Annotated in this window: 18 protein-coding genes and 1 tRNA gene; 5 read left to right on the forward strand and 14 right to left on the reverse strand. The window is 64.8% G+C overall.

What is annotated here, in order from left to right:
- Positions 1 to 238: 238 nt before the first annotated feature.
- From AC5XE7_RS00005 to AC5XE7_RS00015, 3 genes are read right to left on the reverse strand one after another with little or no spacing between them, the layout of a single operon-like run.
- Positions 239 to 1,462 (reverse strand): ABC transporter permease, encoded by a 1,224-nt coding sequence (locus tag AC5XE7_RS00005; protein WP_495364644.1) that lies wholly within the window; start codon positions 1,460 to 1,462, stop codon positions 239 to 241.
- Positions 1,459 to 2,172 carry an ABC transporter ATP-binding protein gene (locus tag AC5XE7_RS00010; RefSeq protein ID WP_495364643.1) on the reverse strand — a complete coding sequence of 238 codons (714 nt, stop codon included), beginning with the start codon at positions 2,170 to 2,172 and terminating at the stop codon, positions 1,459 to 1,461. Before AC5XE7_RS00010 ends, AC5XE7_RS00005 begins: the two co-directional genes overlap by 4 nt.
- A 4-nt stretch (positions 2,173 to 2,176) precedes the next feature.
- Complete coding sequence (locus AC5XE7_RS00015) at positions 2,177 to 3,475, reverse strand: efflux RND transporter periplasmic adaptor subunit (protein WP_495364642.1); 1,299 nt, start codon at positions 3,473 to 3,475, stop codon at positions 2,177 to 2,179.
- Between the two features lie 115 nt (positions 3,476 to 3,590).
- Here AC5XE7_RS00015 and AC5XE7_RS00020 point away from each other — a divergent pair, with 115 nt between their 5' ends.
- Positions 3,591 to 4,490 carry a PhzF family phenazine biosynthesis protein gene (locus tag AC5XE7_RS00020; protein ID WP_495364641.1) on the forward strand — a complete coding sequence of 300 codons (900 nt, stop codon included), beginning with the start codon at positions 3,591 to 3,593 and terminating at the stop codon, positions 4,488 to 4,490.
- 118 nt (positions 4,491 to 4,608) lie between these two features.
- Positions 4,609 to 4,684: transfer RNA gene (locus AC5XE7_RS00025), tRNA-Lys, on the forward strand.
- Positions 4,685 to 5,513: 829 nt separating this feature from the next.
- Here the strand turns inward: AC5XE7_RS00025 and AC5XE7_RS00030 are convergent.
- Positions 5,514 to 7,253, reverse strand: a complete 1,740-nt coding sequence (locus AC5XE7_RS00030) for a putative bifunctional diguanylate cyclase/phosphodiesterase (protein ID WP_495364639.1) — start codon at positions 7,251 to 7,253, stop codon at positions 5,514 to 5,516.
- On the opposite strand from AC5XE7_RS00030, the gene AC5XE7_RS00035 reads away from it, so the two are divergent.
- Both AC5XE7_RS00035 and AC5XE7_RS00040 read left to right on the forward strand, forming a co-directional pair.
- Complete coding sequence (locus AC5XE7_RS00035; RefSeq protein WP_495364638.1) at positions 7,237 to 7,500, forward strand: hypothetical protein; 264 nt, start codon at positions 7,237 to 7,239, stop codon at positions 7,498 to 7,500. The two genes, AC5XE7_RS00030 and AC5XE7_RS00035, sit on opposite strands and share 17 nt — an antisense overlap.
- A gap of 50 nt (positions 7,501 to 7,550) precedes the next feature.
- On the forward strand, positions 7,551 to 8,093 hold the full coding sequence (locus AC5XE7_RS00040) for a DUF2478 domain-containing protein (protein WP_495364637.1): 543 nt from the start codon (positions 7,551 to 7,553) through the stop codon (positions 8,091 to 8,093).
- Between the two features lie 3 nt (positions 8,094 to 8,096).
- Here the strand turns inward: AC5XE7_RS00040 and cobT are convergent, their stop codons facing one another.
- Genes cobT through cbiE form a run of 7 tightly spaced genes read right to left on the reverse strand, consistent with a single transcriptional unit; the run spans position 8,097 to position 14,373 of the window.
- Entirely contained in the window at positions 8,097 to 9,107 is a 1,011-nt protein-coding gene (cobT, locus tag AC5XE7_RS00045; protein ID WP_495364636.1) for a nicotinate-nucleotide--dimethylbenzimidazole phosphoribosyltransferase, read from the reverse strand.
- Positions 9,108 to 9,131: 24 nt separating this feature from the next.
- Positions 9,132 to 9,887: an adenosylcobinamide-GDP ribazoletransferase gene (gene cobS, locus AC5XE7_RS00050; protein ID WP_495364634.1), complete on the reverse strand. Its 756-nt coding sequence runs from the start codon at positions 9,885 to 9,887 to the stop codon at positions 9,132 to 9,134.
- Positions 9,884 to 11,203 carry a cobyrinic acid a,c-diamide synthase CobB gene (locus AC5XE7_RS00055; protein ID WP_495364633.1) on the reverse strand — a complete coding sequence of 440 codons (1,320 nt, stop codon included), beginning with the start codon at positions 11,201 to 11,203 and terminating at the stop codon, positions 9,884 to 9,886. Before AC5XE7_RS00055 ends, cobS begins: the two co-directional genes overlap by 4 nt.
- Complete coding sequence (gene cobA, locus AC5XE7_RS00060) at positions 11,200 to 12,006, reverse strand: uroporphyrinogen-III C-methyltransferase (RefSeq protein ID WP_495364632.1); 807 nt, start codon at positions 12,004 to 12,006, stop codon at positions 11,200 to 11,202. Before cobA ends, AC5XE7_RS00055 begins: the two co-directional genes overlap by 4 nt.
- Positions 12,003 to 12,767, reverse strand: a complete 765-nt coding sequence (gene cobM / locus AC5XE7_RS00065) for a precorrin-4 C(11)-methyltransferase (RefSeq protein WP_495364631.1) — start codon at positions 12,765 to 12,767, stop codon at positions 12,003 to 12,005. The genes cobA and cobM overlap by 4 nt, the downstream gene beginning before the upstream one ends.
- The gene (locus AC5XE7_RS00070; protein WP_280197696.1) at positions 12,764 to 13,150 is read right to left on the reverse strand and encodes a cobalamin biosynthesis protein; all 387 of its coding nucleotides are present in this window, start codon (positions 13,148 to 13,150) and stop codon (positions 12,764 to 12,766) included. Before AC5XE7_RS00070 ends, cobM begins: the two co-directional genes overlap by 4 nt.
- A complete protein-coding gene (cbiE, locus tag AC5XE7_RS00075; protein WP_495364630.1) occupies positions 13,147 to 14,373 on the reverse strand; it encodes a precorrin-6y C5,15-methyltransferase (decarboxylating) subunit CbiE in 1,227 nt (408 codons plus the stop codon). The genes AC5XE7_RS00070 and cbiE overlap by 4 nt, the downstream gene beginning before the upstream one ends.
- Here cbiE and AC5XE7_RS00080 point away from each other — a divergent pair.
- The gene (locus tag AC5XE7_RS00080; RefSeq protein WP_495364629.1) at positions 14,372 to 15,133 is read left to right on the forward strand and encodes a cobalt-precorrin-6A reductase; all 762 of its coding nucleotides are present in this window, start codon (positions 14,372 to 14,374) and stop codon (positions 15,131 to 15,133) included. The genes cbiE and AC5XE7_RS00080 overlap by 2 nt on opposite strands.
- Here the strand turns inward: AC5XE7_RS00080 and AC5XE7_RS00085 are convergent.
- The 3 genes from AC5XE7_RS00085 to AC5XE7_RS00095 are packed head-to-tail and all read right to left on the reverse strand — an operon-like array spanning position 15,100 to position 17,254.
- Positions 15,100 to 15,861: a precorrin-3B C(17)-methyltransferase gene (locus AC5XE7_RS00085; protein ID WP_495364628.1), complete on the reverse strand. Its 762-nt coding sequence runs from the start codon at positions 15,859 to 15,861 to the stop codon at positions 15,100 to 15,102. The genes AC5XE7_RS00080 and AC5XE7_RS00085 overlap by 34 nt on opposite strands.
- Positions 15,858 to 16,625, reverse strand: a complete 768-nt coding sequence (locus AC5XE7_RS00090) for a precorrin-2 C(20)-methyltransferase (protein ID WP_495364627.1) — start codon at positions 16,623 to 16,625, stop codon at positions 15,858 to 15,860. The genes AC5XE7_RS00085 and AC5XE7_RS00090 overlap by 4 nt, the downstream gene beginning before the upstream one ends.
- Positions 16,622 to 17,254, reverse strand: a complete 633-nt coding sequence (locus AC5XE7_RS00095; RefSeq protein ID WP_495364625.1) for a precorrin-8X methylmutase — start codon at positions 17,252 to 17,254, stop codon at positions 16,622 to 16,624. Before AC5XE7_RS00095 ends, AC5XE7_RS00090 begins: the two co-directional genes overlap by 4 nt.

Here is a 17,254-nt window from a genome sequence, read left to right on the forward strand (position 1 = left end):
GCTGCGCAAGTGCGCGGCCAGAACCTTCGACACCCTATGCCATGCACTCGGCGACATCTGTGGCCTCTTCGATCCAACACAATGCCGAAACTTCTTCAAAGCCGCAGGATATGAGGCCTATTAAACACGACACGCTTTAGAGCATTTTGCAGCCGGATGAAAACATCCGGCGTCGCATAAATACAGCTAAAACAAAAGGATAGAGCACTTCTGCGATTCGGAGAAAAGCAGAAATACTCTATTCGTGCCTGAGCGCGTCGATGGGGTCGAGGCGGGCGCCGCGCAGGGCGGGGAAAAAGCCGAACACCATGCCGATCAGGGCCGAAAAGCCCACTGCCAGCATGATCACAGCGGCACTTGGCGCAAACGGGATCGATAGCGCGAAAGCCGCGCCGCCGGCCAGTGACAGGCCAAGCAGGATGCCGATGATGCCGCCCAGCAGCGACAGAACCGTCGCCTCGACCAGAAACTGGATGAGGATGTGCTTTTCCTGCGCGCCAATGGCGAGCCTGATGCCGATCTCGCGCGTTCGTTCCGTCACCGACACCAGCATGATGTTCATGATACCGATGCCGCCGACCAGCAGGCTGACGCCCGCAACCGCGCCCAGCATGCCGGTCATGGTGGCGCTGGCGCTGGCCATGGTGTCGGCGATCTGGGTCATGTCGCGCACGCCGAAATCGTCCTCGCCATCGGGGGGAATGCGGCGCACGTCACGCAAAATATTTTCGATGCGCGTCTGCAACTCGCTGGTCTGCACCGAATCTTCGGCCGAAACATAGATGTTGTCGATGTTGCGGTTGCCGGCGATGCGGCGCTGGAAGGCCACCAGCGGCATCAGCACCACGTTGTCCTGATCCTGCCCGAATCCCGTATAGCCCTTCGGCTCCAGGAGGCCGATTACCTTGCAGGCGGAGCGGTTCACGCGGATCAGTTCGCCGTCAGGATCGCCCGCGCCGAAGAACTGCTGGCGCACCGTTTCGCCAATCAGGCACACGCCCGCGCCATTGCGGGTTTCCTGCTCGGTAAAGGGGCGGCCGGAGGCCAGAGTCCAGTTGCGGGCATCGAGAAAGGCGCTGTCGGTGCCGGTCACGGAAACGCTGAGGCTTTCCGTACCGTAGATGACCCGCACCTGCTTCTGTGAGGCTGCGGAAATGGCGCGCGCGCCGGTGAGGCGCGTGGAAAGCGCCTCGAACTCCTTGGACCCCAGCTTGCGGCGCTGGCCCCAGTCGGTACCGCCGCCCGGACCTCCGGGACCGGCGGGGCGGCCTGGATGGACGACCAGCAGATTGGAGCCGAGCTGGGCGATGTCGGCCTTGACCTTCTCGGTCGTGCCCGAGCCGATGGTGAGCATGGCGATGACCGCGGCAACGCCGATGACGATGCCGAGCAGGGTGAGGAAGGAGCGCAGAGCATTGCGGCGCACCGAGCGCAGGGCGAGGCGGATGGTCTCCCAGATCATGACGCTTTCCTCCGCACGGTGTTGCGCAGGTCTGCCGCCACCTTGCCATCGAGGAAGTGGATGGTGCGGCCCGCATAGGCGGCGATGTCGGCTTCATGCGTGACCATGACGATGGTCAGGCGATGATCCGAATTGAGCTGTGTCATCAGTTCCATGATCTCGTGGCTGCGTGCCGTGTCGAGATTGCCGGTAGGCTCGTCGGCGACCAGAAGGGTGGGACGGGTGACGATGGCGCGGGCAATGGCCACACGCTGCTGCTGGCCGCCTGAAAGCTCGGCGGGCGTATGGTGCTCGCGGCCTTCCAGACCCACCTGTGCAAGCGCCTGCATGGCGAGGCTGCGCCTTTCTGCGGCGGCAACGCCGCGATAGATGAGCGGCAGCTCGACGTTTTCAGCCGCCGTGGTGCGCGCCAGCAGATTGTAGCCCTGAAAGACGAAGCCGATATAGAGGCTGCGCAGCAGGGCGCGGCGGTTACGGTCCAGCCGTCCGGCATCCACGCCCATGAAGGAGTAGGTGCCTTCAGAGGGCGTATCGAGGCAGCCGATGATGTTCATCGACGTCGATTTGCCCGATCCGGAGGGTCCCATGATCGAGACGAACTCACCTTTTTCGATGGTGAGATCGACGCCCGCGAGCGCGTTGACCCGCGCTTCGCCTTCGCCATAGGTCTTCCAGACCTTGTCGAAATGGATGAGCGATGAGGCGGCCATGGCGCTAGCCCCGCTGTTGCTGGCCGGTAATCACCAGATCGCCTTCGGAGAGGCCCGACAGGATTTCCGTCAGTTCACCATTGGTCGAGCCGACATGCACGCGCACCGGCTGCGGTTCGCCATTCTTCAGCACATAGAGCGTGCGACTGCCGTCGGCTTCGCGCTGGCGGCCCTGCTGCTGTCCACGACGCTCGCGCGGAGGCTGCATGCGGCCGGTGAGCATCGAAAGCGCGCTCCAGTCGCTGCCACCCTGCTGGGCGGAAGGCCGGTAACGGAAGGCGGTGGTGGGAACGGTGAGCGCGTCCTTTGCATGTCTCGTGACCACGGTGACGGTGGCCGTCATGCCCGGGCGCAGCAGGAGTTCATCGTTTTCGACCTCCAGCCTGGCGTCATAGGTCACGACGCCGTCCGTGGTGACGGAAGCATAGGAAATGTCGCGGATGGTGGCGTCGAAGCGGCGCTCGGGAAAGGCATCGACCGAAAAGCGCGACTGCTGGCCGGCTTTCACCGTGCCGATGTCGGCCTCGTCTATGGCGGCCTTGAGTTCCATCTTCTTCAGATCGGCGGCAAGCACGAACAGCACCGGGGCCTGAAGCGAGGAGGCAACGGTCTGGCCCGGATCGACCGAGCGGGTCAGCACAATGCCGCTGATCGGCGCATAGATGGTGCTCTTTGCCAGATCGGTCTGCTGTGCCTTGAGATCGGCCTGTGCGATGGCGAGGTTGGCCTCTGCGCTGTCGAGCGCGGCTTTCGCCCGGTCGCGGGTGGCGGTTGCCGCTTCCAGCGCCTGCGCGGTCGCCATGCCGCGTTTGTTCAGCGCCTCGGCTCTCACCAGCGCCTGTTCGCTTTCCTTCAGGGTGACGGCTGCGTCATCCACCTTCGCTTCGGCTGCCTTGGCGGATGCCTTGGCGCGGTCGATCTGCACTTCGAGCTTGGAGGTGTCGAGCGTTGCCAGAACATCGCCCTGCTTCACTTCCTGATTCTCGGCGACCGCGACGGAGCGGATGATGCCAGAAAGCTCGCTCGAAATGTCCACCTGTGTGAGGGGTTGAAGGGTGCCGGTGGCCGAAACCTCAAGCACGAGGTCGGAGCGGGCAGCCGGCTGGGTTGCATATTCGATGCGGGCAGGGGAGGCGGAGAAATAGCTGTAGCCGGCAAAGGCTGCTGCCACCGCCGCGATGCCGAGCACGACATAGCCCAACCGGCGGCGGGACGGCTTGGCCGCACCCTTGCCGGTGAGGCCAAGACTGGCCTCGATCGCGTTTTCCGATTCCGCCCTGGGCGGATTGACAAACTGGTCCACGCCGGACCCCTATATTAGAAGTAATGTCCCTTACCGAACACACATCAGGTGTCAGAGCCTGAAATTCAAATTAAATTTCGCTCATGTTTCGCCATCTGGCGGAGGAAATCCGGCAATGCAGGGTCGCAGATATCTGGTGTATGACGTGTTCACAGAAGAGGCCCTCGGCGGCAATCCGCTGGCGATCGTGCTTGATTGCGAGGGGCTGGACGAGCGTTCGATGCTGCGCATTGCACGCGAGTTCAATCTCTCGGAGACGGTGTTCGTCCTGCCCGCCGAACAGGCGCGGCACAGGGCGAAAATCCGGATTTTCACGCCCCATTATGAAATGCCCTTTGCCGGGCATCCGACTGTCGGCACAGCGGTCGCACTGGCAAGAGAGAGCGGCGAGAGCGCCAGCATTTTCGTTCTCGAAGAGAATATCGGCCCGGTAAGATGCGCGGTGTCGCATGACGGCCAGTTCGCCGAGTTCGATCTGCCGAAGCTTCCCGAACGAATCGATGCTGCCATGACGCCGGAAGCCGTGGGTGCGGCGCTGGGCCTCGCGCCGCATGAGATGGGGTTCGAGAATCACCGCCTGTGCTGCTGGAGCGCCGGCGTTCCCTATGTGATGGTGCCGGTGGCCGGATTGAAAGAGGCGGCGAAGGCCCGTATCGATTCGCACCTTTGGGCGGAGATCGCGCCACTTAAGAGCGAAACCGCCCACGCCAGCGCCTATGTCTATTGCCGCGAAACCGTCCGCCATGACAGCGCTTTCCATGTGCGCATGTTCGTTGCCGGCAATCCTTCCTACGAAGACCCGGCAACGGGTTCGGCGGCCGCCGCCTTTGCCGGAACGATCATGCATTTCGACGGTCCCGGCGAGGGCATGTCGCCCTTGTGGATAGAGCAGGGGCTGGAAATGGAACGCCCCTCCCGAATCCGTCTGGAACTGGAGGTACGGAAAGGCCAACTCGCGGCGGCCCGCATTGGCGGTTACGCTGTCAAAACCGCTGAAGGACGGCTTTTCGTTTAGCTGCCTGATCTTTTTTTCACATGTGCGAATGTTTTCTCAGCGAAATATCAGGACAGGGGTAGACAGGCCTCATGGCGGCAGCTATATGCCCGCCAACGTTGGTTTTCCCAACGCCCGTGGGTGATTAGCTCAGTCGGTAGAGCAGCTGACTCTTAATCAGCGGGTCGTAGGTTCGATCCCTACATCACCCACCATTTTCAATTATTTAGCGGACATGTAGCCAAGGCCATTTTACAAATGGCCTGATTTTTTTCACTTCACGCTTGTGTCATTCCGGCTCTGATCGTCTCGCACCATGCCTTCGAATGGCCGGATATCTCCGCGATGTGCCCTATGTCTGCGGCGCCCGTCCGGGTTCGGTCTGATGACTTAAAATGGCATGCGTGCCGGATCCCTCATCACATCGACGCTTCCGATCGGCAGCGGCTATCCGACCGGGCGGCCGGAGTATGGGCATCGCCGCCTGGGCGATGCTGTCCGGGCCTGTGTCGAAATGGACGAGGCTCCCGACAGGCGGCGCAAGTGATCGAACGCCATCACGTCGATGAACGAGAAGGCAGGTATTCTCGCCACAGAGATTCGGGGCCTGCACTATGTCCTGAACAATGAGGCACCGTTTGCGCCTGTCAGGATAGCTATCAGGATCCACATCAGGATGAGGCCGCCAACTACCCAGCAGACGATGACAATCGTCTCTGATCTGCGCGAATTTTCTTGTCGGAGCGGTTGCCTAGTCGCTTCAGGAGAAGCGCAATCGGTAGTCTCCCCACTCAGGGGGTGATCCATTTTACCGGTTACTCACAGCGATGAAACCCGGCGTATTTACCAAACTATTTCGTCATTGTCACGATGCGTGAAGTGGGCTGGCGTGCAGTCCAGTCCTGAAGGACAGCATGCCCTTTCTGCAGCGTTGCCGAATGTTTCCACAACACAGGCCATGGTGCCAGAAGCGCGCTCCGTCGATCGGGCAGGTATTTCCAGCATGACCCGTTCCGGATCTTTCTGACGGTGGGTCGGCAGGCTTCAGCTTGCGGCGGCGTGGCGCTGCATGCGGTCTCTCGCATAGGATTTCAGGCTGGTCATCATGAAAGGCAGATGCAGCAGGTTGCAGGCCTTGGCGAAGTACCAGCCCTGCAGGCTGTCGCAGCCCAGTTGCGTCAGGATTTCAACCTGATGTTCCGTCTCGACACCTTCGGCCGTGACCGCCTTGCCCATTCCATGCGCGATGTCGATGACACCGCGGACGATCGCGAGATCAGCGCTGCTCGTGCCCAGATTCGATATGAAACTGCGGTCGATCTTCACCCGGTCGATCGGCATGTGCCGCAGATGAGACAGGGAGGCAAAGCCGGTGCCGAAATCGTCGAGAGCGATCTCGACACCCGCCGAATGGAGGCGATGCAGGCGGCCCTCAAGCTGCTGGAAGTCGCGTCCGAGAAAGACACCTTCCGTGACCTCGATGCAGAATTTTTGCGGTGGCAGGCCCGTCTCTTCGACAAGCTCGAAAAAGCGGTCGACGAATGCATCGGAGCGGAAGTCGGCATTGGTCACGTTGATGGCCACCCGGCGAAGCGGCAGGGACATTTCCTGCATTTTTTGCATGTCGGCGAAGACCTGCTCCAGCACGAACATGCCGAGAGCGGCCATAAGGCCGGGATCGTTCATTTCAGACAGAAATGCACCCGGGGCCAGATGGCCGTGCTGCGGGTGTTCCCAGCGCAAAAGCCCTTCCAGTGCCGGGTCGAGGAGCTGATTGGTTGCGATGATGGGCTGATAGAACAGCCGGAACTGGCCTTGGGCGAGGCCGGTCTCGAATGCGTGGATCAGCTCGCTTTTGCGCAGGGCCACCTCGCGCAGCCGCGGCACGAAGAACTGGACACGGTCGCGGCCCAGTTCCTTGGCCCGGTAAAGCGAGAGGTCGCTTGCCTTGAACAGTTCGTCGAGCGAACCGGCCTGATCCGGGAAGGTCGCAATGCCGATGCTGGCCGAGCAGCGGCGAACCACCGGGCCAAGATTGACGGGCTGGCGCAGGCAGGACAGCACCTTGCCGGTGATCTCATGCACCTGCCTGTCATCAAGGCCGGTCATGACGATGCCGAACTCGTCGCCGCCGAGGCGGGCAACGAAAACGTCTTCGCTGGTCAGTTCACAAAGCCGGCCGCTGACGACGCGCAGAAGATCGTCTCCCACGTCGTGGCCGAAGGTATCGTTGATTTCCTTGAAGGAATCGATGTCGAGAAGAGCCAGATGGACCTTGTTGGTATCGCTGGCGACGTGATTGGCGATAACCGTCTCCAGATGCTCCTGAAAGCGGCGCCGGTTGGCGATGCCTGTCAGCGCGTCGATGTTGACGATGTAGCGCAGTTTCTCGTCGGCGCTGTGGCGCGCGGTGATGTCGAAGCGGATGGCGGTGTAGCTGTCGACCTTGCCGGCCGAATTCACATGCGGCACGATGGTCGTGTCGACCCAGTAATGGGTTCCGTCCTTGCGCCGGTTGCAGATCTCGCCCTGCCACACCTGACCAGCCGCAATGCGCCGGTACATCTGGCGGAAGAATTTCCTGTCATGAATTCCGGAGTGAAGCATGCGATGGTTCGAGCCGACCAGTTCATTCCGCGCATAGCCTGAGATTTCGCAGAACTTGTTGTTGGCGAAGGTGATCGTGCCGCGCACATCGGTGATGGCAACGATGGCGGCGCTGTCGAGCGCATAGCGTATGAATTCCATCTCCGACGGAAACGGCCGAATGCTGGATTTCTTCATCTGCGATGTCATGTACGCTGTTGCCCAGGATGTTTCGCCCGCCGTGCCCGATGCGCGGCAGGTGATGCCCAAATCCCCTGTGCCGAGTTCTAGGAAAGCCGGGTTAAATTTTTGGAACCTCCGGCCCGTCAGTTGCTGCCGGAAAGCGAAAACGAAACAGCGATTTCCCTTATCCGCCTTTAAACAGTTTCAATTTGCCGGATCATTGCCTAACCCATGCGACACCCTGTCATCTAAACAGGGTTGATCGAGGCCACGTCCAACCTCATGATCACGGCTGTTACAGAGCAGGTGCGCATGGCCCAGAATGCAATTGCAGCGATCCTAAGCGCCGAAACGGCCCCCATTCAGGCCTTGTTCCTGAACACGGTGGCGCGGTGGCGTGCCGCCGGGCTTGCGGTCTGCGGTCTCATCGAAGAGTCCGACGGTCCCGCGGAAAGCCGCTGCAGCGCCGGTTCGCTACGCAATCTGGTCACCGGCGAACGCTTCGCCATGTATCTCGATGAGCCGCCCGCGCACACCTCCTGCCACCTCGACGAGCTTGGCGTGACCGCCGCAGGCGAAAGCGTGCTCGACCAGATCGCCGGCAGCGACGTGGTGGTGCTGAGCAAGTTCGGCAAGGTGGAGGCCGTGGGCAGCGGGCTGTTCTGCGCCTTCGAGGCTGCGGGTGCTCTGGGCAAGCCGGTCATCACCTCCGTCGCGCCCAAGCACAACTATCCATGGCAGCGCTTCGCGCCCACCGCCACGATGATCAGGGCGCAGCAGGCCGAGATCGACGGCTGGTGGAAATCCATAGCTCCGGCAGTGCTCAGGCAGGGTCTGGCCGCGTCAGGGCGATAAGACTCAGTTCTCCGAAACGCCGGCCTCGGCGAAGCTTGCCATGCCTGCGTGGCATTCCAGCGCCGAGCGCAGGATGTTGACCGCGAGGCATGCGCCCGAGCCTTCGCCCAGCCGCATGCCGAGATCGAGCAGGGGAGCCAGTGCGAGCGCTTCGAGCAGGCGCCGGTGTCCGGCTTCAGCCGACACATGCGCGGCCAGAGTGTGGTCAAGCCCCTGTGGGTGGAGGCGGGCCAGCGGTGCGACGGCGGCCGTGCACACGAAGCCGTCCAGCAGAACCGGAACGTTGCGGTGGCGGGCGGCAAGCGTCGCGCCGAGGATGGCGGCGAGTTCGCGACCGCCGAGTGCTGCTGCGACTTTCAGCGGGTCCGCGATGACCGCGCCGTGGCGCTTCAGTCCGGCCTCGATGGCAGCCACCTTGCGGCCGAGACCGGCATCGTCCACGCCGGTTCCGCGGCCGGTCCAGCCCTGCACATCGCCGCCGAAGAGGGCCGCGGCCATGGCCGCGGCCGGTGTCGTGTTGCCGATGCCCATCTCGCCGAAGCAGACCAGATCGAGGTTTTCGTCCACCGCATCATAACCGGCTGAGATGGCGGCGAGAAATTCCGCCTCATCCATGGCTGGTTCCCGTGTGAAGTCGCCTGTCGGTCGGTCTAGTTCGAGCGAGATGACGTCCAGCTCGGCACCCGCAACGCGGGCAAGCTGGTTGATCGCAGCGCCACCATTGGCGAAGTTCGCCACCATCTGAACCGTCACTTCGGCCGGATAGGCGGAAACACCTTGCGCGGTCACGCCATGATTGCCGGCAAAGACGATGACCTTCACCCGGTCGAGCTTCGGCATGTCCCGACCCTGCCAGCAGGCAAGCCAGCCAGCAATGTCCTCAAGCCTGCCGAGGCTGCCGCGCGGCTTGGTGAGCACCTCCTGACGCTGTGCCACCATGCTCCGCGCTTCCTCGTTGCCAGCCGGCAGGGAGAGACAGGCAATGCGCAATTCCTCGAGCGATTTGAAAGGCATGTGGCGGAAGGCTCCGAAAATGATTCAGGAAAGGACGGCGCTGGCAACCAGAAGCACGGCGATTTCGCCGAACTGCTGCAGCGCGCCGGCAGTATCGCCCGTTTGCCCGCCGATCTGACGGCGGCAGAGCGCGGCAAAGCCGGCAAGCATCGCGATCAGCAGGAGAAGAGCAGCGAGTGCGGCACCGGGGCCGAGGGTGAGGAGCGAGACCGCACCGATGACGGCACCGATCAGCGCTGTGCCCTGCGATACCGTTCCGGCACCGGCCGAGAGGCCATCCGCGCGCGCCGGCGGCAGAACATGCATCAGCGCGGCGGGCAGGGCGCGCGAGGCGCAGTGGGCGGCAATGAGGGCGGCGAACACCTGAGATGGCCCGGCGAGAGCAGCCAGCGCGCTCCAGCGCAAAAGCAGGGAGATGATCAGAGCGGCTGTGCCGTAGGAGCCGATACGGCTGTCGCGCATGATTTCCAGCTTGCGCTCGCGCGTCGCGCCGCCGCCGAAACCGTCGGCCACATCGGACAACCCATCCTCATGCAGGCAGCCGGTGGCGAGCAGCGCAGCGGCGAGGATGAGGGCAGCAGCAGGGCCGGATGGCAGGCCGAGCCAGACGCTGGACGCGTAGGCGGCTGCGGAGATGAATGCTACCGCCAGCCCGGCAATGGGTGCGGCCCAGATGGCATTCGCCAGCGTCCGGCCGCGAAAATCGAGATGCGGCAGTGGCAGCCGCGTGAAGAAGGCGATGCAGAGCGCGACATCGATCGGGGCGAGCTTGGCATTCATTCTTCCGCCCGCGCGATGGCATGGAAGAAGGAGCCGCTGACATGGCCGCGCCGCCCGCCGGCGGACCCAAGCGGATTGCCCTGACCGTCAGCCAGTTCGGCAAGCGGCGCGTCATCGCCCGGAGCGACGACCCGCGCATAGTGGAATTCATGGCCGCGGATGGTGTCGCCGGTGCGTCCGAGCGGGCAGTCCGCCAGAAGGCGCGCCTGCCGGTAGCCGAGGTTCATCTTTCGTTTTGCGAAGCTGGTGGCGTGGCCGAGCAGGCCGAGCATCCGGTGGGTGACGCCGTCTGCATCTTCCAGAGCCTCGCCCAGAACCATGTAGCCGCCGCACTCGCCATGCACCGGCTTCTGCGCCGCGAACGCCGTCATCCTGCTGCGGAAATTTGCCGAGGAGGCCAGCGCCCCGGCATGCAGTTCGGGATAGCCGCCGGGCAGCCAGCAGACGTCGCAATCTGGTGCCGGTCCCTCGTCGGCCAGCGGCGAGAAGGGCACGATTTCCGTGCCCGCGTCGCGCCAGTGCCGTGCGACATGCGGATAGAGGAAGGTGAAGGCACGATCCTGCGCCAGCGCGATGCGCTGTCCGGGCGGGGGCAGGGCACAGGTAAAATCACCTGTCTGCGGGGCGAGCGGTGCTGCGAGTTCGATCACCCTGTCGAGATCGATGGAGCGTTCGGCCATGTCGGCCATGCGGTCGATGAAGGCGATCAGGTCGTCGTGCTCGCCGGCCTGCACCAATCCCAGATGGCGCTCGGGCATGGTCAGGGTCGGGTCGCGCTCGATGGCGCCAACCACCGGCAGGCCGATCGCTTCGATGGCTTCGGCGCACAGACGGCGGTGGCGCTCGCTGCCCAGCCGGTTCAGCACCACGCCGGCGATGCGCACTTCGGGCCGGTAGGTGGCGAACCCCTTGGCCACCGCTGCGACCGTGGTGGACTGGCCGGAGACGTCGAGCACCAGCAGCGTCGGAATGCTGTAAAGTGCGGCCAGATCTGAAGCGGCACCAGAGCGGCCGGGCTGGCCCGGAATGCCATCGAACAGGCCCATGGCGCTTTCCAGAACGACAATGTCGGCATCGTCCGCCGCGCGCCCGGCAAGGGTGTTGAGCAGCGACGGCGCCATCGCCCAGCTGTCGAGATTGACGCCGGCAAGGCCGGTTGCGGCCTCGTGAAAACCGGGATCAATGTAGTCGGGGCCGGACTTCGCCCCGCGCACGCGCAGGCCGCGCCGGGCCAGCGCCCGCAGCAGGCCGATGGTGACGCTGGTCTTGCCCGCGCCCGAACGCGGCGCGCCGACGATGATCGCGCGCGCCGTCATGGCCTGCCCGCCAGTTGCCCGCGCAGCGCCACGATATGGCCGACGACGATGAGCGCCGGCGAAACGACATTTTCGCGCGCGGCGGCTTCCGCCAGCGTTCCCAGCGTTGCGACAACGGTGCGCTCCTGCGCCAGCGTGGCATTTTCGATGAGGGCGGCGGGCGTATCGGATGAAAGCCCGCCCGCTATCAGGTCGGCAACCGTCGCTTCCATATGGGTGAGGCCCATATAGATCACGATGGGCTGGCCGGTGCGGGCAAGGGCCGCCCAGTCCGGCCGGTCATCGGAGACGGCAGCGAAGCCGGTGGCGAGGATGATCGCGCCATTGATGCCGCGCATGGTGGCGGGAATGCCGGCCGATGTGAGCCCGCCAAAAGCCGAGGTGATACCCGGCAGCACGCGGTAAGGGATGCCCGCATCCACCAGCGCGCGGGCTTCCTCGCCGCCGCGTCCGAACACATAAGGATGGCCGCCCTTCAGCCGCACCACCCTGCGCCTTTCGCGCCCCAGCTTCACCAGCAGCGCGTTGATCTCTTCCTGCGGGATGGAGAGCCGTCCGCCACGTTTGCCGACATGGAATTTCTCGGCCTGCGCGGCGACGGCGATGATTTCGGGCGACACCAGCGCGTCATGCACAAGCGCATCGGCCTGCGCCAGCGCGCCCAGAACGTCGAGGGTGAGCAGGCGCGGATCGCCGGGCCCGGCTCCCGCCAGCCAGACATGGCCGGGCTCCAGAGCCTGCGGCTCGAAATCGAGACGGGCCAGCGCCGCGGCAAGGGCCGCTTTCGGCGTGTCGAGGCTCATGCGCCCTCCCGGCCGCGAAAGCGGCGCTGATACGCGGCATCGTAGAGCGCGCTTTCGGTAAAATCTCCGGCAGTCAGCGAACGGCCGACGAAGATGATGGCGGAACGCTCGATAGGATCTTTGCCGAGTTCTTCAACGAGGGTGGCCAGCGTTGCCCTGAGGATACGCTGCTCCGGCCATGACGCGCGGAAGACGACCGCGACCGGGCAGTCAGCGCCGTAGTGCGGGGTCAGTTCCGCGACCACCTGCTCGATGGCGTGGATGGCGAGGTGGATGGCGAGCGTCGAGCCGGTGCGGCCGAAGGCGGCCAGCGTTTCGCCGGGCGGCATCTTCGAGGCGCGGCCGGAAATGCGGGTGAGCACAAGGCTTTGCGCGACTTCGGGAATGGTGAGCTCACGCCCGAGCGCGGCAGCAGCCGCGGCGAAGGAGGGCACGCCGGGGGTGAGCGTGTAGGCAATACCGGCGCGCTCCAGCCGACGGATCTGCTCGGCCACCGCGCTCCACACCGAAAGATCGCCCGAATGCAGCCGCGCCACGTCCTGCCCGGCCGCGTGGGCGGCGCGATATTCGGCCTCGATCTCGTCCAGCGACATCGGGGCGGTGTCGATGAGCTTCGTTTCCGGCCCGCAATGCTGCAGCAGCTCGGGCGAGACGATGGAGCCCGCGTAGAGGCACACGGGGCAGGAGGCGAGCAGTTTTGCGCCGCGCAGGGTGATCAGGTCGGCAGCACCGGGACCTGCACCTATGAAGTGAACCGTCATGGCGTGTCTCCATCGACCGCGATGGCGCAGGTGACCGGGCCATGTATGGTTCGTGGGCCGAGCAGCCGCGACCTTTGTCCGGTGGCGGCAAGGGCCGCCGTCTCCGACACGGAGGGACTGCCGGTGGCGGCCATCGAGGCGGCGGACTTCGTCATGCTGCGCAGTGAAACCATCTGCAGGGCGGGCCCGTCCACCAGAAAGACCGGCAGACGCAGCGCATGGCCGGCTTCGATGATCGCCTTCTCGCCCGCCTTCTGCTTGGCGGTGGCGAGGCCGGACAGCAGGTCGGGGGACAGGCCATAAGGTTCCAGTGCTGATTCCACCGCCGCAAGAACCTGTTCGCTTGAAACGCCCTTGCGGCAGCCTATGCCGGCAACGATCATCGTTTCTCCCAGCTCCATTGCGTGACCGGCATGGCCGGTTTCCAGCCCGTCATGGTGCCGACAGGTGCCGCGCGCGCGACGGAAATTCGGGTGAGCGTTCCGCCCAGTGCCGCATGGCGGGCAATCAGCAGCGCTTCCATGTCCAGCGTGACGGCATTTGCGACCAGACGCCCGCCGGGACGCAGCGCCCGGATGGCTGTGTCGAGAACGCCCGCATCGGAGCCACCGCCGCCGATGAAGACGGCATCGGGCGTTTCGAGACCGGCCAGCGCTGCGGCAGCCGCGCCATGGACGATGGTCAGGCCCGGCACGCCGAAGGCAGCGGCGTTGCGGGTGATGCGGGCGACGCGCTCAGCCTCGGCTTCGATGGCGATGGCGTGCAGCGAGGGGTGCGCCAGCATCCATTCGATGGCGATGGAGCCTGCGCCCGCGCCGATGTCCCATAACAATTCGCCGAGCCGGGGGCTGAGTGCCGAAAGCGTCAGGGCCCGGACCTCGCGCTTGGTGATCTGGCCGTCATGCTCGAACAGATCGTCGGCAAGGCCGGGCGTGAGGGCAAGGATTCGCGCCTGCGATATCGATTCAATTTCCAGCGCCAGCACATTGAGCGGATTGACGTTTTCGAGATCTAAGGATGCGATACGGGTGCTGCGGATGCGCTCGTTCGGACCGCCCAGCGCCTCCAGAACCGTGATGCGCGATCGCCCGAAGCCGAGTTCGGCAATGAGCGCCGCGATTGCTGCCGGGGCGTCCGCATCCGAGGTCAGCGCAAGGATGCGCGCGCCTGGATGCAGCAGCGGCCGGATCAGATCGATGGGGCGGCCGTGCAGCGAGACGGTTTCGACGTCCTGCAAGGCCCAGCCCATGCGGGCAGCGGCGAGTGAGATCGAGGAAGGCGCGGGAATCGTGCAGATCTGTTCTGGCGATATGGCGCGGGCAAGGGTGGTCCCAACGCCGTGAAAGAACGGATCGCCCGAGGCCAGCACGCAAACCTTGTGGCCGGCAAGGGCCGTCACCGCGTTCATTGCCGCGTCGAACGGTTTCGGCCATTGGCGCGCTTCGCCCCCGATGAGGGCAGCGGCCAGTTCCAGATGCCGGGCGCCGCCGAACACGAATTCGGCAGCTTTGATGGCCCGCTTGGCCTCGTCGCCGAGACCGGATATGCCGTCTTCACCAATGCCGACGATGGTGAGCCACGGGCGGGAAGGAGCCTCAGCCAACATGCGCATCCTCATTCTGGGCGGAACGACGGAAGCGCGGCAGGCGGCGGAGAAGCTCGCGGCCGTGCCCGAACTCGACGTCACCCTCTCGCTGGCCGGTCGCACCGAAAATCCGGTTCGACAGCCGGTGCCAGTGCGCGTCGGCGGCTTCGGTGGCCCGGAGGGGCTGGCGCGCCATCTGGCGGAACAGAGGATCGATCTGCTGATCGACGCCACCCACCCTTATGCGGTGCGGATTTCCGCCAACGCGGCTACGGCCGCGCGGGAGGCGGGTGTCGAGATGCTGGCGCTGCGTCGTCCGGGCTGGGAGCAGCGGGAGGGCGACCGCTGGACCTTTGCGGACGATGTGGCGGATGCGGTACGGGCGCTCGGGCGCGCGCCGCGCCGCGTGTTCCTGAGCATCGGCCGGCAGGAGGCGAGTGCCTTCGCGGTCGCGTCGCAGCATTTTTATCTCGTGCGCAGCGTCGATCCGGTCGAGCCGCCGCTGGCGGTTCCCGATGTGCGCTACGTTCTGGCGCGCGGGCCGTTCGCCGAAGAGGCCGAGCGCGCATTGCTGACCGAAAATCGCATCGATATGCTCGTCTCGAAGGACAGCGGCGGCGCGGCCAGCTACGGCAAGATCGCGGCGGCGCGGGCGCTCGGCATCGAGGTGATTATGATCCGCCGGCCGGAACTGCCACAGGTGTCGTCCGCTTCCAGCGTCGGGGAACTGGTCGCGATGACCTGCGCTCATTTCGGCCTCGTCGCCGCGCGCGGCGTGTAGACCAGCGCGGGGTTGTCCCCGCGCCTGATGATGCGCGTCTCGGGCGAGCCGACGATGATGCAGGTGGCCATGTCGGCCATTTCCGGTTTCGCATCGGCCAGCAGGCAGACCTCGATGCGCTCGTCCGTCCGGCCGGCGGCGCGGCCGAAAATGACGGGCACCGTGCCGGGCAGAATGGCCGACAGCGCCTCGAAGGCGCGGCCGAGCTGCCAGGGGCGCGATTTGCTGATCGGATTGTAAAGGGCGACGACGAAGCCCGCGCCGGCCGCTGCCAGCAGGCGCAGCTCTATCAGGTCCCACGGCTTCAGATTGTCCGACAGCGAGATGGCGCAGAAATCATGGCCAAGCGGCGCGCCGATTCGGGCCGCTACCGCCAGCATGGCGGTGATGCCGGGCACGATCTCGATGTCGAGCGCTTTCCATTCGTCCGGGCCGGATTCGATTGCCTCGCACACGGCTGCGGCCATGGCGAAGACGCCGGGATCGCCGCCGGACACGACCGCGACGCTGTGGCCCTCTACAGCCTTTTCCAGCGCTTCTTTTGCGCGCGCCAGTTCCTCGCGATTGTCGGAGGCTATGCGGGTCTGGTCGGGGCGCAGGTCGAGCCTGTCGACATAAGGCTTGTAGCCGTAGAAGAAAGTGGCCTTCGCGACGGCGCGGCTGGCTTCCGGCGTTACCTGCGCTTCATTGCCGGGGCCGAGCCCGATAATGGCAAGGCGGCCTGTCATACCACCACTCCCGAGGCGCGTTCGCCCGGCCGGTTTTCCCAGCCGGCGACGAGGATGATGCTGAAATAGGGGGCGGCATCGTCCGTCTTGTCGGCAAGGCGCATGGAGGCGCCATTGGCCATGGTGCCGCGCTCGACATAGATCGCTTTTCCGAGTCGGTTCGAGGCGGCCAGCGCGCGCCTGATCTTGGGCAGGTTGCGTCCCACCTTCATGATGACTGCGGCGTCCGTGTCGGCAAGGCGGCGTGCAAGTTCAGCCTCGCCCATCGTGCCGGGCAGCACGGTCAGCACATCGTCGCCCTGCACGATGGGCTGGCCAGTTGCCGACCAGCAGCCGGACATGGCGGTGACGCCGGGGATGACTTCCGTGGGGAAGCGGTGGGCAAGGCGCACATGCAGATGCATGTAGGAGCCGTAGAACAGCGGATCGCCCTCCGACAGCACGGCGACCGTGCGGCCGGCCGAAAGCTGTTCAGCCACCTTTGCCGCTGACTCCTCGTAGAAGGCGAGGATCTGCGTCTTGTAGTCGGCATGATCCTTGTCGATCTCGACGGTCACGGGATAGTGCAGCGGCAGTTCCACCGCGCCCGGCCTGATATGGCCTTCGACGATGGCGCGCGCATTGCCGTTGGAACTGCGCTTGGCGAAATGGGCCACGACATCGGCCTCAGCCAGCGCACGCACCGCTTTAAGCGTCAGCAATTCTGGGTCGCCGGGGCCGGTGCCGACGCCGATGAGACGGCCGGTGGTTGCTTGCACGCTCACAGGCCGGGCCTCGCCAGCGCGTTGAGGGCGGCGGCGGTCATGGCGCTGCCGCCCAGCCTGCCGCGCACGATGGCATAGGGCACGCCCCAGGAATTTTCGGCCAGCGCATCCTTGGATTCGGCTGCGCCGACGAAGCCGACCGGCATGCCGATGATAGCGGCGGGTTTCGGTGCGCCGTCGCGCAGTTTTTCCAGCAGATAGAAGAGGGCGGTCGGGGCATTGCCGATGGCGACGACTGCGCCCGCCATGCGTTCGCCCCACAGGTCGAGTGCGGCGGCGGAGCGTGTGTTGCCGATAGATGCCGCGATTTCGGGCGTGCGCGGGTCGCGCAGCGTGCAGATCACTTCGTTTTCGGCGGGCAGGCGGGCGCGGGTGACGCCACGCGCCACCATTTCGGCATCGCAAAAAATGGGTGCGCCGGCCTGAAGTGCCGTCCGCGCGGCTTCCACGAAGCCGGGACCGAAGGCGAAATGTCGTGCCGCTTCGACATCGCCACAGGCATGGATCATGCGGATCGCGACATCGGCTTCCGGCGGCGAAAAGCGTGACAGGTCCGCCTCGGCGCGGATAATGGCGAAGGAGCGCTCATAGATGGCGTTGCCGTCGCGTATGTAGTCGTAGGCGGTCAT

The organism is Aquamicrobium sp. YD-1-mutant5 (assembly GCF_059509755.1).

Excerpts from the sequence above, each read along its gene's own strand:
- cobT (WP_495364636.1), bottom strand. The coding sequence starts at position 9,107 with ATGCCTTTCAAATCGCTCGAGGAATTGCGCATTGCCTGTCTCTCCCTG.
- AC5XE7_RS00055 (WP_495364633.1), bottom strand. The coding sequence starts at position 11,203 with ATGACGGCGCGCGCGATCATCGTCGGCGCGCCGCGTTCGGGCGCGGGC.
- AC5XE7_RS00085 (WP_495364628.1), bottom strand. The coding sequence starts at position 15,861 with ATGACAGGCCGCCTTGCCATTATCGGGCTCGGCCCCGGCAATGAAGCG.
- cobA (WP_495364632.1), bottom strand. The coding sequence starts at position 12,006 with ATGAGCCTCGACACGCCGAAAGCGGCCCTTGCCGCGGCGCTGGCCCGT.
- AC5XE7_RS00020 (WP_495364641.1), top strand. The coding sequence starts at position 3,591 with ATGCAGGGTCGCAGATATCTGGTGTATGACGTGTTCACAGAAGAGGCC.
- AC5XE7_RS00070 (WP_280197696.1), bottom strand. The coding sequence starts at position 13,150 with ATGATCGTTGCCGGCATAGGCTGCCGCAAGGGCGTTTCAAGCGAACAG.
- cobS (WP_495364634.1), bottom strand. The coding sequence starts at position 9,887 with ATGAATGCCAAGCTCGCCCCGATCGATGTCGCGCTCTGCATCGCCTTC.
- AC5XE7_RS00010 (WP_495364643.1), bottom strand. The coding sequence starts at position 2,172 with ATGGCCGCCTCATCGCTCATCCATTTCGACAAGGTCTGGAAGACCTAT.
- cobM (WP_495364631.1), bottom strand. The coding sequence starts at position 12,767 with ATGACGGTTCACTTCATAGGTGCAGGTCCCGGTGCTGCCGACCTGATC.
- AC5XE7_RS00095 (WP_495364625.1), bottom strand. The coding sequence starts at position 17,254 with ATGACCGCCTACGACTACATACGCGACGGCAACGCCATCTATGAGCGC.
- cbiE (WP_495364630.1), bottom strand. The coding sequence starts at position 14,373 with ATGTTGGCTGAGGCTCCTTCCCGCCCGTGGCTCACCATCGTCGGCATT.
- AC5XE7_RS00040 (WP_495364637.1), top strand. The coding sequence starts at position 7,551 with ATGGCCCAGAATGCAATTGCAGCGATCCTAAGCGCCGAAACGGCCCCC.
- AC5XE7_RS00005 (WP_495364644.1), bottom strand. The coding sequence starts at position 1,462 with ATGATCTGGGAGACCATCCGCCTCGCCCTGCGCTCGGTGCGCCGCAAT.
- AC5XE7_RS00035 (WP_495364638.1), top strand. The coding sequence starts at position 7,237 with ATGCTGGATTTCTTCATCTGCGATGTCATGTACGCTGTTGCCCAGGAT.
- AC5XE7_RS00080 (WP_495364629.1), top strand. The coding sequence starts at position 14,372 with ATGCGCATCCTCATTCTGGGCGGAACGACGGAAGCGCGGCAGGCGGCG.
- AC5XE7_RS00030 (WP_495364639.1), bottom strand. The coding sequence starts at position 7,253 with ATGAAGAAATCCAGCATTCGGCCGTTTCCGTCGGAGATGGAATTCATA.